This window comes from Curtobacterium pusillum (assembly GCF_007680845.1).
Lineage (GTDB): Bacteria > Actinomycetota > Actinomycetes > Actinomycetales > Microbacteriaceae > Curtobacterium > Curtobacterium pusillum_B.
In genome coordinates this window covers 94,726-107,836 of the sequence record NZ_VEIY01000007.1, presented here as the reverse complement: position 1 = coordinate 107,836, position 13,111 = coordinate 94,726, and the positions used below count along the sequence as shown (strand labels likewise).

15 protein-coding genes and 1 riboswitch are annotated in these 13,111 nt (G+C 74.0%); of the genes, 7 read left to right on the top strand and 8 right to left on the bottom strand.

From position 1 onward, the window contains the following. Window positions 1-7: 7 nt before the first annotated feature. Entirely contained in the window at window positions 8-1,114 is a 1,107-nt protein-coding gene (locus FS825_RS14905) for a winged helix DNA-binding domain-containing protein (protein WP_144714414.1), read from the bottom strand. Between the two features lie 25 nt (window positions 1,115-1,139). Beyond that, window positions 1,140-1,886, bottom strand: a complete 747-nt coding sequence (locus tag FS825_RS14900) for a phosphotransferase enzyme family protein (protein WP_144714411.1) — start codon at window positions 1,884-1,886, stop codon at window positions 1,140-1,142. Window positions 1,887-2,036: 150 nt separating this feature from the next. Between FS825_RS14900 and FS825_RS14895 the strand changes: the two genes are divergently transcribed. Then, window positions 2,037-2,678 (top strand): GntR family transcriptional regulator, encoded by a 642-nt coding sequence (locus FS825_RS14895; RefSeq protein WP_222126945.1) that lies wholly within the window; start codon window positions 2,037-2,039, stop codon window positions 2,676-2,678. Next, window positions 2,675-3,901 carry an MFS transporter gene (locus FS825_RS14890; RefSeq protein ID WP_222126944.1) on the top strand — a complete coding sequence of 409 codons (1,227 nt, stop codon included), beginning with the start codon at window positions 2,675-2,677 and terminating at the stop codon, window positions 3,899-3,901. The genes FS825_RS14895 and FS825_RS14890 overlap by 4 nt, the downstream gene beginning before the upstream one ends. Before the next feature lie 28 nt (window positions 3,902-3,929). On the opposite strand, the gene FS825_RS14885 is transcribed toward FS825_RS14890, so the two are convergent. After that, on the bottom strand, window positions 3,930-4,820 hold the full coding sequence (locus FS825_RS14885; RefSeq protein ID WP_260981217.1) for an NUDIX domain-containing protein: 891 nt from the start codon (window positions 4,818-4,820) through the stop codon (window positions 3,930-3,932). Window positions 4,821-4,887: 67 nt separating this feature from the next. Beyond that, window positions 4,888-4,983: riboswitch (TPP riboswitch) on the top strand. On the opposite strand from FS825_RS14885, the gene thiM reads away from it, so the two are divergent. The 3 genes from thiM to thiD all read left to right on the top strand — a co-directional run bounded on the left by thiM (window position 4,972) and on the right by thiD (window position 8,059). After that, entirely contained in the window at window positions 4,972-5,832 is an 861-nt protein-coding gene (gene thiM / locus FS825_RS14880) for a hydroxyethylthiazole kinase (RefSeq protein ID WP_144714405.1), read from the top strand. Its footprint overlaps the riboswitch before it by 12 nt. After that, window positions 5,829-6,572, top strand: coding sequence for a thiamine phosphate synthase (gene thiE, locus FS825_RS14875; protein WP_144714403.1), 744 nt, complete (start codon window positions 5,829-5,831; stop codon window positions 6,570-6,572). The genes thiM and thiE overlap by 4 nt, the downstream gene beginning before the upstream one ends. Beyond that, a complete protein-coding gene (gene thiD / locus FS825_RS14870) occupies window positions 6,569-8,059 on the top strand; it encodes a bifunctional hydroxymethylpyrimidine kinase/phosphomethylpyrimidine kinase (RefSeq protein ID WP_260981215.1) in 1,491 nt (496 codons plus the stop codon). Before thiE ends, thiD begins: the two co-directional genes overlap by 4 nt. A 51-nt stretch (window positions 8,060-8,110) precedes the next feature. Here thiD and FS825_RS14865 read toward each other — a convergent pair whose 3' ends face one another. The 4 genes from FS825_RS14865 to FS825_RS14850 form a co-directional block, all read right to left on the bottom strand. Continuing rightward, the gene (locus FS825_RS14865) at window positions 8,111-8,620 is read right to left on the bottom strand and encodes a metallophosphoesterase family protein (protein ID WP_144714400.1); all 510 of its coding nucleotides are present in this window, start codon (window positions 8,618-8,620) and stop codon (window positions 8,111-8,113) included. Further along, the gene (locus FS825_RS14860) at window positions 8,617-9,087 is read right to left on the bottom strand and encodes a MarR family winged helix-turn-helix transcriptional regulator (RefSeq protein WP_144714397.1); all 471 of its coding nucleotides are present in this window, start codon (window positions 9,085-9,087) and stop codon (window positions 8,617-8,619) included. The genes FS825_RS14865 and FS825_RS14860 overlap by 4 nt, the downstream gene beginning before the upstream one ends. 84 nt (window positions 9,088-9,171) lie before the next feature. Further along, window positions 9,172-9,633 (bottom strand): VOC family protein, encoded by a 462-nt coding sequence (locus FS825_RS14855; protein ID WP_144714393.1) that lies wholly within the window; start codon window positions 9,631-9,633, stop codon window positions 9,172-9,174. A 20-nt stretch (window positions 9,634-9,653) separates the two neighbouring features. Beyond that, entirely contained in the window at window positions 9,654-9,950 is a 297-nt protein-coding gene (locus FS825_RS14850) for a GNAT family N-acetyltransferase (RefSeq protein WP_144714390.1), read from the bottom strand. A gap of 78 nt (window positions 9,951-10,028) precedes the next feature. Here FS825_RS14850 and FS825_RS14845 point away from each other — a divergent pair, with 78 nt between their 5' ends. After that, window positions 10,029-10,688 (top strand): NADPH-dependent F420 reductase, encoded by a 660-nt coding sequence (locus FS825_RS14845; RefSeq protein WP_144714387.1) that lies wholly within the window; start codon window positions 10,029-10,031, stop codon window positions 10,686-10,688. A gap of 154 nt (window positions 10,689-10,842) precedes the next feature. Here the strand turns inward: FS825_RS14845 and FS825_RS14840 are convergent, their stop codons facing one another. Beyond that, the gene (locus tag FS825_RS14840) at window positions 10,843-11,811 is read right to left on the bottom strand and encodes an aldo/keto reductase (RefSeq protein WP_144714384.1); all 969 of its coding nucleotides are present in this window, start codon (window positions 11,809-11,811) and stop codon (window positions 10,843-10,845) included. A gap of 98 nt (window positions 11,812-11,909) precedes the next feature. On the opposite strand from FS825_RS14840, the gene FS825_RS14835 reads away from it, so the two are divergent. Beyond that, entirely contained in the window at window positions 11,910-13,103 is a 1,194-nt protein-coding gene (locus tag FS825_RS14835) for a hypothetical protein (RefSeq protein ID WP_144714381.1), read from the top strand. The last annotated feature ends 8 nt before the right edge of the window (window positions 13,104-13,111 follow it).

The window sequence follows — 13,111 nt, the reverse complement described above, 5'->3', positions numbered from 1 at the left end:
ACGGGTGTCAGGCGATCGTGAGCGTCACGGGTGCGACGAGGAAGGCGGCGTAGCGTGCGGCGGCGCCCTCGAGTGCGCGCACGGCTCCGGGGTCGAGCGGGACGAACGGCTGCACCGTGACCCCGACGTCCCGGGAGCGCTCGGTGCGCGTCCAGGTCCCCACGACCCGACCGCGGACCACGGCCATCGGGAGGAACATGCCGTTGCCGCCCGGCACGACGCGGTCGGCGTGCGCGGGGTCGAGCTGGGTGGAACGGTCCGCGTAGCCGAGCAGGTACTCGTCGAACCCGGGCAGGAGGTGCCCCGTCGGCACCCCGCCGGTCGCCGGACGGTCGGCGAGGGCGAGGAGTCCGTCGCCGAGGTCCTCGACGGCGTCACCGGCGGCGGCGATGGCCCGTCGGACGTCGCCGGCGGCGGCGATGGCCCGTCGGACGTCGCCGAGCGGGAGCTTCGTCCAGCTCGCCGCGTCGCGCTCGGTCGCGGGACCCCTCCCCCGGAGGAACCCGATCAGCACCCGCCGCAGCGCTTCGTCACGGTCGGGCACGTCCGACGTCGCCGGCGCCCACTCGTCGAGGAGCACGAGCCCCTGGCCGACGCGGGCGGTCGGTCCCCAGGCGACGAGCCCTTCCTGCGCGAGGCGGAGCAGCACGTGGTAGCCGCGACCGCCGGCGGGGTCGAGGCCGGCGTCCCGGTAGACGGCGAACAGTTCGTCCCGGGCGAGTGCACGACCACCGCCCAGGGCCGCGACCGTCGTGTCGCGGGCGAGGGCGAGCACGGCGTCGTCGATGCCGAGCTCGGCCGCCCGTCGAGCGATGGCGCGGATCGTGCGCTCGGCGGTGAGGGACAGCAGGAGCCGGAGGTCGTCCGGCCGCATCGCGTGCAGCGTGCCGCGCATCGGCCACGAGCGGACGAGCTCACCGCGGTCGAACGCGGCCCGCACGTCGTCACGGGTGGAACCGGGCGACCGCACACCGATCGCCCAGAGCACCTGACCGAGGTCCTGCCCCTGCACGGCCGTCATCCGTTCGACGGCCGCGGTCGGATCGAGTCCGGGCACCGCGATGCCCTGCGTGGCGAGGCGCATGCTGCGGAGCACCGCCGGGGTGATCGTCATGCGGCCAGCATGCCCGCCACCACCGTCAGGCGACGGCCGCGGTGATCTCGTCGGCGTGCTGCTCGATGTACTCGACGTCCGCCCGGTAGAGGTCCGCGTGCCCGTGCTGGAGGTCGCTGACGAACTTCGGGTTCCCGGCGGCCGCCTCGGTCTCGATCGTCGTGACGAGGGCGACGAGCGACCCGGTCATCGTCGCCGCGAGGTCGTGGCGCGACTGCTGGTCGAGGTCGTAGGCGCGGCAGAACTCCGCCGCACGGTCGAGTCGTTCGTCGAGGGACGGCGCCGTCGATCCCTCCACGGCGCCGGTGGTGAACGGCGCGAACCGGTACACGGCGCTCGCGACGTCCCACACCCGCGGCCCGGGGTGGGCGGTGTCGAAGTCGATGAGCCCGACGGCGGCGACGCCGTCGTAGACGCAGTTGTAGGGGGCGAAGTCGCCGTGCACGATCGTCTCGACGGGCAGGCGGTCGGCCTGCCACCACACGTCACGGGTGTCGTCCCGCCGGAAGGTCGCTGCGGCGTCGTGGTAGTGCCGCAGCAGTCGGGCGGTCGTGACGAGCGCCGCTTCGCTCGCGACGTCGGCGGTCCACGGGTACTCGCCCGCGGTGCCCGGCACGAACGACACGGTCTCGAGCGTGTCCCCGTGCTCGATCGGTTCCGGTGCTGCGACGAACCCCTGTTCGTGCAGGTGCGCGAGCAGCCGGTGCACGGTCGGTGTCCACGGCCCGGCCGGGCGGTGGACGCGATCGTCGGCCTTCGTGATCCGCTCCATCGGAACCTCCTGTTGTACGTCTCCGTTGACGTGGTGGCCCAGCGTATCGGCGGTCCCGTCCGTGTGTCGCCAGTTCCGCATGTTGCACTCAGCAACAGATCCCGTTCGGAGTGCATGCACCGTTGCATGCAAGGAGTACGATCGGGAGCCGTGAGCACTCCCACGACGACCCAGGCCGCGTCCGACCGGGCGTACGAGCACGTCAAGCGCGCGATCATCCGTGGCGACCTGCCCGGCGGCACGGCCATCAGCGAGAACGCCCTCTGCCAGGAGATCGGCGTTTCGCGGACACCCGTGCACGAGGCGTTCCTGCGTCTCGCCGCCGAGGACCTGCTCACCCTCGAGTCCCGGAAGGGCGCCGTCGTGCGGCCGATGTCCCCGAACGAGGCGGCCGACGTGCTCGAGATGCGGGAAGCGATCGAGTCGACCGCGGCGACCCGCGTCGTCACCGACGGCCGCGTGGCGGACGTCGCCCCGATCCTCCAGACCATGCTCGCGGAGCAGGAGCAGGCGGTCGCGACCGGCGACGTCGACCGCTTCGTCGAGGTCGACGCCGAGTTCCACGGAGCGGTCATCGGGGCGTCGCGGAACGCGATCGCGGTGCTCTTCGCGCGGACCCTGCGGGACCGGCAGCAGCGGCTGCGACACCAGCTCATGCGGCTCCAGCCGTCGCAGCTGCAGGCGTCGCTCGACGACCACCGTGCCCTCGCCGCCGCACTCGAAGCGGGCGACGCCGAGCGCTATGCCGCCGTCCTGTCCGCGCACGTCGGCTCGCACCGGGGCGCGCTGTGAGCGCCAGCACGGGGAACATCGCCGTCCCGGTCGCCCGCGTCATGCCGTGGGTGGCGGTCTGGGGAGCGGTGTTCGTCTGCTCGTGGGGCGGGAACCAGTTCTCACCGCTGCTGCTCATGTACGAGGAGCGCGCGCACTACTCGTCGCTCCTCGTGAACGTCTTCCTCGGCGTCTACGTCCTCGGGCTCGCACCGGCACTCCTGGTCGCGGGGTCGCTCTCCGACCGGCACGGACGGCGGCCGCTCATGCTCGTCGGGATCGCCTCCGCGGTCGTCGGCAGCGGACTGCTCGCGTTCGGCCCGCTCGGCGCCGGCTTCTTGATGGCGGGTCGGCTGTGCTCCGGCATCACCGTCGGCATCGCGATGGCCGTCGGGAACAGCTGGGTGAAGGAGCTCTCGCAGGGCCGGTTCGACCCGTCCGCCGATGCCGGGTCCGGTGCCCGCCGCGCCTCGCTGGCGTTCACGCTCGGGTCCGCGACCGGAGCACTCGTCGCCGGACTCATCGCCCAGTGGGGGCCGATCCCCGAGGTGCTGCCGTTCCTGGTGCACATCGCGGTCGCACTCCCCTTCGCCGTGGTGGTCTGGCGGACGCCGGAGACGAACCGCACCGGCGGGCTCCCCGGTCCGTGGTGGAAGCAGCTCGCGGTCCCGAGCGCCGGGCACCGTCGGTTCACCCGGGTCGTGCTCGTCGCCGCACCGTGGATCTTCGGGTCGGCCGCGATCGGGTACGGGTACCTGCCGACGAAGCTCGCGGGGGCGACCGGCGCATGGGGGCTCGTGTTCGCGACCGCCGCGACCGTCGTGGCGCTCGGGGTGTCGAGCGCCGTGCAACCACTCGCCGCGCGGGTGACGTCCCTGGTCTCGGCCCGAGGGCTGTTGACCGCGGTGGCGCTCACGACCGCGGGCATCGCCGTCGTCGTCGTCGCGATCGAGCTGCAGTCGGTCGTGGTCGGGCTGGTGTCGAACGTGGTGATCGGGCTCGGCATCGGCCTGGCGCTCGTGTCGTCGTTGCTCGAGGTGCAGCGGATCGCCGGGTCGCGCGACCTGGCCGGGCTGACCGGGGTGTTCTACGCGGCAGCGTACGCGGGGTTCCTGGCGCCGGCGGTGATCGCCCTGGTGGCGAACGTCGTGGCGGTGCCGGTCATCCTGTGGGTGGTCGTCGGGCTGGGCGTGCTCTCGTGGGTCGCCGTGCTCGTGTCGTCGCGCAAGTACCTGCAGGCGTAGGACGCCCGGGCCCGGCCACCGGTCGCGGTCAGAACTGGTCGCGCAGCCAGGACGGGCCGTGCACGGTGGCGCCGAGCGCCTCGACCCGGGAGCGCAACTCCCGGTCGGCCGTCACGACGACGACCGGCGCGTGCCCGGCGTCCACCGCGGCACGCGCGGCCTCGACGATCGCGTCGTCGCCCGAGCCAGTGGCCCGGACCACCGCGACGCCGTCCACACCCGCGCCCGCACGGGCAGCCTCTCCCTCGAGCACCACGGTCCACCGCGGCCACCACCGGTCGAACGGCAGCGCGAGCACCGCCGCCACCACCCCGACCCCGGCGAGCGCCTCGACCGACGACAACAGCCGCACAGCCGCCCCCGCCCGGTCCTTCCACCACCCGTCCGGCACGCTGCCGACGACGTTCGCCGCGTCCACGACGACGTGCGGCGTCGTCGCGATCCTCGCCCGCAGCGCCGGCCAGGACGCCCCGAACCCGGGGTGCAGCGGCAGGTCGTCGACGTCGGCGACGGGCACCCACGCCAGTTCCAGGCTCTCGCGGTCCGCGATCACCGGTTCGAACGGGGTGGAGGCGCGACCCACCACCGTCGTGTAGGTCCAGAACCCGAGGTCCAGCACCGCCGTGTGGCGGAGGTCGACGCCGTCGGCGGGCACGCCCGCCTCTTCGGCGGATTCGCGGAGTGCGCCCGTGACGGCGTCCTCGCCGAGGTGTCGGGCGCCGCCGGGGATGCCCCACGTGCCGCCGTGGTGGCTCCACTCGACGCGGTGCTGCAGGAGCACGCGGCCGTCGCCGTCGTCGACGAGCAGTCCGGCGGCGCCGAAGCGTCCCCACGCCTTCGTGCCGTCGGGTCCGACCGCCCAGGCGTCGCCGGGATCGCGGGGGCCCGGCGGGGGCCCGGGAGGCGTTGCATCTGGCACGGACCAACCCTCCCACATCGCCTCCGTCGTGTGACCCCGCCCGTCACGGGCCGTCGTGTACGGTGTCGTCCGAGACACGGGGTGCCGCATCCAGCGGCTGAGATCACACCCGTCGAACCTGCTCGAGCTCGTACTCGCGAAGGGATCGTCCATGCACACTGCTGCGCCCGTACCCACCGACTGGGCCGACCGGACCGCCACGCTCCTCGAGAGCGTCCGGTCCCGCGGTCCCCTGGTGCACTGCATCACGAACACGGTGGTGCAGAACGTCACCGCGAACGTGCTGCTCGCCCTCGGCGCCTCGGCGGCGATGGTCGACGTCGCCACCGAGGCCGGGCCGTTCGCCCGGGTCGCCGACGCCCTCCTGGTGAACACCGGCACCCCGCACGCCGAACCTCGGGCTGCGTCGCTCGAAGCGGCGACCGCAGCGGTCGACGCCGGGACGCCGTGGGTCCTCGACCCGGTCGCGGTGGGGTCGCTCCCGGTCCGGACCGCCCTGGCGCGGGACCTGCTGGCGCTCGGTCCGACGGTGCTGCGCGGCAACCCGTCCGAGGTGCTCGCGGTGCTCGGCGCCTCGGCGGGCGGACGCGGGGTCGACAGCACGGTCGCTGCTGACGACGCGCGTGACGCTGCGGTCGACGCCGTGTCCGGCACGGCAGCCGGGAGGCGCGTGGCCGCGATCGCCGTGTCGGGTCCGGTCGACCTGCTGGTCGCCCCTGGGATCGGTGTGGTCCGGGTTGCGAACGGCACGGAGCTGCTGACGCGGATCACCGGCGGTGGCTGCGCGCTCGGGGCCGTCGTCGCCGCGTTCACCGCCGTGTCGCCGGAGGACCCCGGCGCCGCAGCGGTCGCCGCGACCGCCGTGCACACGATCGCGGCCGAGCTCGCCGCGCGGGACGCCGGTGGTCCGGGGACGTTCCAACCGCTGTTCCTCGACCGGCTGGCGTCGCTCAGCCCGGAGGACGTCGTCCGGACCGCCCGGATCACCGTCGAGTCGCCGGTGACCGCGTGAGCGCCGGGTCGGACGTCGGCGTGTACCTCATCACGGACGCCACGCTCGCGGACCGGCACGGTATCGGCGTCCTCGGGGTGGTGCGCGCAGCGGTGCAGGCCGGGGTGCGGATCGTCCAGGTGCGGGACAAGCGGGCGTCGGCGCGGGACCTCCTGGCGCTGACGTCGGCCGTCGCGGACGCCGTGGGCGACCGGGCGATGGTGGTCGTGGACGACCGGCTCGACGTCGCCCTCGCCGCTCGGCACGCCGGGCACGCGGTCGCCGGTGTGCACCTCGGCCAGTCGGACCTGCCGGTCGAGGTCGCGCGGGCGCTGCTCGGTCCGGACGCCCACGTCGGGCTGACCGCGAACACACCGGCACACCTGGAGGCGGTCGCCCGACTCCCCCGCGGCACGGTCGACCTGCTCGGGGTGGGGGTCGTGCACCCGACGACGACGAAGCCGGACCACCCACCGGCGCTCGGGCACGAGGGGTTCGCGCGGATCGCCCGGCTCGCACGCGACACCGGGGTGCCCTGCGTGGCGATCGGCGGCGTGACGCTCGACGACGTCGTGCCGCTGGGAGCCGCCGGCGCTGCCGGGGTCGCCGTCGTGTCCGGCATCTGCGCCGCTGCCGACCCCGGTGTCGCGGCGGCCGCGTACGTCGCCGCGTGGACCGACCGCCCACGGGACGGGGGCCGGACCGGCCAGGGTGATCCGCGCCTCCAGGCCGTCGTCACGGACCACGAGGCGGACGCGTGACTTGCGCGCGGATCCCCCGGGTCCTCAGCATCGCCGGGACGGACCCGACGGGCGGTGCCGGGCTGCAGGCGGACCTCAAGTCGATCGCCGCGCATGACGGGTACGGGATGGGGGTCGTCACGGCACTCGTCGCGCAGAACACGCACGGCGTCCGATCCGTGCACGTGCCCGACGTCGCGTTCCTCCGCGAGCAGCTCGACGCCGTGTCCGACGACGTGACGATCGACGCGGTGAAGACGGGGATGCTCGGCACCGCGCCGGTCGTGCGGGTCGTGACGGACTGGCTCCGGCAGCACCGGCCGCCCGTGGTCGTGATCGACCCGGTGATGGTGGCGACGAGCGGTGACCGGCTGCTGGACGACGACGCGTCGGAGGCGATGTCGTCGCTCTTGGAGCTCGCGGACCTGGTGACCCCGAACCGGGACGAGCTGGCGGTGCTGGCCGGGCTCGCGGGGCGCGCGGGCGACCCGGACGGCGCTGACGGCCCGGACGGCGCGGCCGACCGGGTCACCCCGCCGGTCGACGCCGCGGTCGCGATCGCCCGCGCGTGGGACGTGCTCGTCCTGGTCAAGGGCGGCCACGACGACGGCGCCACGTCGGACGACGTGCTCGTCTCCGCGTCCGGGGTCGTCCGGACGTTCTCGTCGCCGAGGATCGCCACCACGAACACGCACGGCACCGGCTGCTCGCTCTCGAGTGCGATCGCGACCCTCGTCGCCCGCGACGGCGACTGGGAACTGGCGATCGGCACGGCGAAGACCTGGCTGACGGACGCACTCCGGGGTGCCGACGCGCTCGGAGTCGGCACCGGCAACGGCCCCGTGGACCACGGCGCCGCGATCCGTGCGGCGCTGCCGGAGCCCTCGTGGACGGACCGCTGGTGGGCGGACGTCCGAGGGGTCCTGCAGGAGACGATCGACTGCGACTTCCTCGTCGGGATGCGGGACGGCACGCTCGACCCCGGGGTGTTCGCCGCGTACCTGGCGCAGGACGTGCACTACCTCCGGGCGTACGAGCGGCACCTGGCGCTGCTCGGCCGGCAGACGGCCGAGGACGAGTCCGCGTTCTGGGCGGCCGCCGCCGAAGGGTGCGCCGTCGAGGCCCGCGACCTCCACCACCGACGCCTCGCCGACACGCACGCCGACGACCCGGTCCACCCGACGTGCGCCGGCTACCTCGACCACCTGCTGGAGGCGGCGGAGTCCGGGTCGGTGGGGGTCCTCGCCGCGGCGGTGCTGCCGTGCTTCCAGGTCTACGCGTGGGTCGGGACGCAGCTCGGACAAGTGCCCGCGGAGCACCCGTACGCCGACTGGATCGCGGCGTACGGCGACCCCGGCTTCGCCGCGGCGTCGGCGGAGGCAGCCGGGTGGGTGGAGCGGCACGCGGCGGCGGCGTCGCCCGCGGAGCGCGGCGCGATGACGCGGGCGTTCCGCCGCTCAGCCGAGTGGGAGCTCGCGTTCTTCCGCATGCCGACGGCCGGGTCGTGAGGACAGCCGGACGGGAGGCGCGGGTCGGGCCCGCACCGCGCCTCCCGTCCGTCAGGCGGTCGTCGGGGGCAGACGCACCAGCTCGACCGTGAGCGCACGGCCGTCGACCGTGCCGCGCATCCAGGTGTGGTCCGGCTGGCGGCGACGATCGGTCGGCGAACCCGGGTTGAGCAGCCGCAGGCCCGACGGCGCCACGGTGTCCCACGGGATGTGCGAGTGCCCGAAGACGAGGACGTCGACGTCCGGGTACTCGGCGTCCATCCGACGCTCGCGGCCCGTCGAGGCGCCGGTCTCGTGCACCAGGGCGAAGCGGAGGTCCTCGACGGCGAAGCGCGCCACGAGGGGCAGCCGGTCGTCGAACTCCGGGCCGTCGTTGTTCCCGCGGACGCCCTCGAACCGGCTGGCCCTGGACTTGATCGCGTCGAGGGTCGCGAGGTCGACCCAGTCGCCGGCGTGCACCACGAGATCGGCGGCGTCGATGTCCGCCCACAGCCCCGCCGGCAGGTCCTTCGCGCGTTTCGGGAGGTGCGTGTCGGAGAGCAGGACGAACGACGTCGTCACGAGGGGCTGCGCCCGGGCATCGGCAGCCCCGCCTCGTCCGCCGCGCCGAGCCGCTCGAGGAGCCCGGCGAGCAGCGCGATGTCGTCGTCCGACCAGCTCGCGAGCCGCTCGTCGAGGGCGTCGCGGTGCAGCTGCACGGAGCGCTCGAGCGCCGCGCGACCGGCATCCGTGACCACGAGGGGCTTCGCGTTGCCGGTCCCGCCGTCGGTCGTCCGGATCAGCCCGGCCGCGAGGAGCCCGGACAGCTGCCGGGAGATCGTCGAACGGTTGAGGCGCAGGTACCGGGCGATGTCGATGGCCATGCAGCCCGGGTGCTGCACGACGAAGTCCACGAGGGACTGGTCGACGACGCTCAGGATCGACTCCGAACCACGGGCGCGGATGCTCGCTCGACGGGTGATCCGGGCGAGTTCCGTGTAGGCGCGGTCGATGTCGCTGTTGCGGACGTCGGGCCTCGATCCACTCATCGGGCACTCCAGCCTGTCTGCGCCGGCGCCGGCCGGCGGTCTACGGTCCCGCAACCATACCGGCGGGTACGGTTCGCGTGCGTGTCAACGCCCCGCCGCCGCGGCCTGCAGCGCCGGGATGTCGAGCTTGACCATCTGCATCATGGCCTGGAAGACGCGGGCGTTCGCCTCGGGGTCGCCCGAGCCGGTCATGAGCTTGCCCATCATCGACGGGGTCACCTGCCACGCCAGACCCCAGCGGTCGAACAGCCACCCGCACCGGCTCGGCTCGCCGCCGTCGGCGAGGAGGGCGTCCCAGATGCGGTCGAGCTCGTCCTGCGTGTCGACGTCGACCTGGAACGAGACCGCATCGGAGTGCGGGTGCCCGGGTCCGCCGTTCATCGCCCGGTACGGCTGCCCGAGCAGCGTGAACTCCACGACGAGGGCCTTGCCGTCCGGCGTCTTGCTCACGCTGTCGATGCGGCTGTCCGGGAACAGGCCGACGTAGTACTCGGCGGCTTCCTCGGCCTGGTCGTCGTACCAGAGGAACGGGGTGATCGTCGGCATGTGCGGCCTTCCGGTTCGGCTCAGTCCGCAGCGCCGCGGCTGAGCAGGTCTGCCTTCTCGGGGTGTTCGTCGAACCACTTGCCGACGAACCAGCACATCGGCACGATGCGCTTCGTGGTGTTCGCCTCGACGTCGGCGACGGCGAAGTCGACGAGCTCGGCGGCGTAGCCGTGACCGCGGTGCTTCGGCACCGTGTAGGTGTGCGGGAAGGCGATCGCGTCGCCGTTCTCCCGGTGGTCGAGGACGCTCACCAGTTCGCCGCCGACGTACATCGCGTAGCGGCCCTGCTCCGGTTCGTTCCTGAACTCGTGGTCCATGCCGCCATCATGCACCCTCGGTGACCTCCGGTGACGGCCTGGGAATGCCGAGCGCGCACCGCGGCGTTGCCGGGCCCCATGACGACAATCGGAATCATCGGCGCAGGCAACATCGGATCCCAGCTCGCACGGCTCGCGGTGCAGCACGGCCACCAGGTGGTGATCGCGAACTCGCGCGGTCCCGAGACCCTGACCGGGCTCGTGGACGAGCTCGACGGCATCGCTCCCGGGGCGGCTCGTGCGGCGACCCGCGACGAGGCGGCCGCTGCGGGCGAGATCGTGGTCGTGACGACCCCGCTCGCCGCGATCGAGACCATCCCGGTCGAGCCCCTCGTCGGCAAGGTCGTGATCGACACGAACAACTACTACCCGCAGCGCGACGGGCACATCGCGGCGCTCGACGACGAGACGACCACGACCGCCGAGCTGCTGCAGGACCACCTCCCCGGGGCCCGGGTCGTCAAGGCGTTCAACCACATCGGCGCGGCGGACCTCACCGGCCACGCCTCCCCCGCCGGTACCCCGGACCGTCGGGCGCTCGTAGTCGCCGGTGACGACGAGTCGGCGAAGGCCGTGGTGGCGGACCTCATCGACCAGTTCGGGTTCGACGTGGTGGACGCGGGTCCGCTCGCCGAGGGCTGGCGCATCCAGCGGGACACCCCCGGGTACGTCGCCCGGTTCACGGCCGACGAGCTGCGCGCCAAGCTGGCCGAGGCGAAGCGCTACCGCGACCAGTAGCCCGCGCGTCCGGCCGGGTACGCGGCCGGGCACGCCCGGCCCGAGACTCGGGCTGGGCGACAGTCCTCGGGGCCGCGGGCACGAGAACCGTCGCTCACACCGAGACTCGGCCCCGCAGCGCCCGGCCCGGCCCCGCAGCGCCCGGCCGGCGCACTCAGGCGCCGTCGAAGATGACCGTCATCTCGGCGAGGTCGTCCTCGGACGGCGTCCACGCCGTGCCGGCCTCGGCGTTCTGCCGGATCTGCTCCGGCTTCGTCGCCCCCGCGATCACGCTCGACAGCCCAGGCTGCGCCAGCAACCACGCGAAGGTCGCCTGCAGCATCGTGACGCCGCGGTCGTCGCAGAACCGCTGGAACTCCTCGACGATCGCCCACGGTGCGTTCTCGAGCAGCTGCGGCTTCGCCTTCGTCAGACGGCCGTCCGCGGGGCCGCCCGACTTCGTGTACTTGCCGGTGAGCAACCCGTTGTAGAGCGGGAAGTACGGCAGGAACCCGAGGGCGTACGCCCGGACCGCCGGCAGCACCTCGTCCTCGACGCCGCGGGCGAGCGGGCTGTACTCGTTCTGCGCGGACACGAACGCCGTCGTCCCGGCGATCGACGCCGTGAGCTCGGCCTCGGCGATCTGCCACCCGGCGAAGTTCGAGTGCCCGATGTAGCGGATCTTGCCCTCGCGGACGAGGTCGTCGAGCACGGACAGCGTCTCCTCGATCGAGGTCACGTCGTCCGGCCCGTGCATCTGGTAGAGGTCGATCCAGTCCGTCCCGAGGCGCTTCAGCGACGACTCGACGGCGAGTCGCACGTACCGGCGGGAGCCGCGGACGCCCCAGTCCGGACCGTTCGCGCCGCGCATGTCCATGCCGAACTTCGTCGCGAGGACGATCTCGTCGCGTCGGCCGGCGATGGACTTCCCGAGGAGTTCCTCGGACAGCCCGGGACGTCCGCCGTACACGTCGGCCGTGTCGAAGAGGGTGACCCCGGCGTCGAGGGCGGCGTTGACGACGGCGTCGGTGCCCTCCTGGGTCTCGGTCTGCGTGCCGGGTCGGCCGAAGTTGTTGCAGCCGATGCCGACGGTGGAGACGACGAGCCCCGAGGGGCCGAGCGGGCGGTGTTCGGTTCCGGTCATGCGTCGACCGTACCGGCGACCCCGGAACTGGGGCTGCGTCGACGGCATCGGTTGCCGATACAACTGACGATGGATCAGTACACGGAGGGAGCACCGCAGTGGCATCGCACCGCCTGCCGGACGAAGACCGGCCGCGTCGAGCCGTCCCCGCCTGGGTCACCGCCCCTCCGGAGAGCGCGGTCGCCGGCCTGGAGGCGCGACCCGCCCCCGCCGCACCGGCTCCCGTCCCCGAGTCGTTCCCGCTCACCGTGTCGGCCTCCGCCCCCGAGGCGGTCGCCTCCGCCGGCACGGTCCCGGCACCCCTGGCGGCACCACCCCTCGTCGGCGGTGCCGTCGTGGTGCCCGACTACCCGCCGCAGGAGGACCTCCTCCCGCCGGCCCCGACGTCCCCGGCGGTGCACACCCTGCCGTTCGACCGGGCAGGTGCCACGCCGGCTCCGGTCCCGCCGATCGACGTCGCCCCCCGCACTGCACCCGCCCGGTCGGTCCCCGCGGTCCCGGTCGTCCCCGCCGTCCCGGCCGTCCCCGCGGTCCCGGTGGTCGGGCAGCCCCGGTTCTCGGTCCCGGGCCTCGAGCACGTCGTGGTCGAGGGGGCCGAACCGGAACCCTCCGGCCCCATCGGCTACCGGACCCCCGCCCGCTTCGCGCACCAGCGACCGGCAGCCGCGCCGACCCGCTCGTTCGACGCCGTGATCGCCGCGCCGACGCACACCGTGCCGGAAATCGCTCCCGTGGCGCACCCGCAAGGATCCGCCGCGCACGCCGCACTCGCACCGACGCCCGCCGCGCACGCGTCCGCCGCGCCTGCGGCCGCCGCACCCGCGTCCGCCGCGCCTGCGCCCGCCGCACCCGCGTCCGCCGCACCCGCGGCCGGACCCGCACCGACCACCGGTGCGAGTTCGTCCGCCGGGGCCGCGGCGCGCCTCCAGGCCGACGACGACGCCCACGCCGACGCCGGCCGCAGCGCGCTCGTCGGCGTGACCCCGGGAGCCGTCCTCGGAGCGATCGCCGGACTCGGCACGCTCGGACTCGCTGCCTGGTGGTTCCTCGCTCCCGCGACCGTGCACGGGGTCGGGCTGGTGCTCGGCCTGCTCGCGGTGGCGCTCTCGGTCGTGATCCTGCGGAACCCGGCCGCGACGTGGCAGCGGCCGATCGCGCTGCTCGGCGCCGTGCTCGGCGGGGTGGGAACGCTCGTGCTGCTCTGGGCTGTGGCCTCGGCGGTGCTGCCGCTCGTCGGGGTGACGCTGCCCGACGTCACCGGCTCGGGGGCGACCCCGACGCTCGCCCCGTAGCGCTCGGT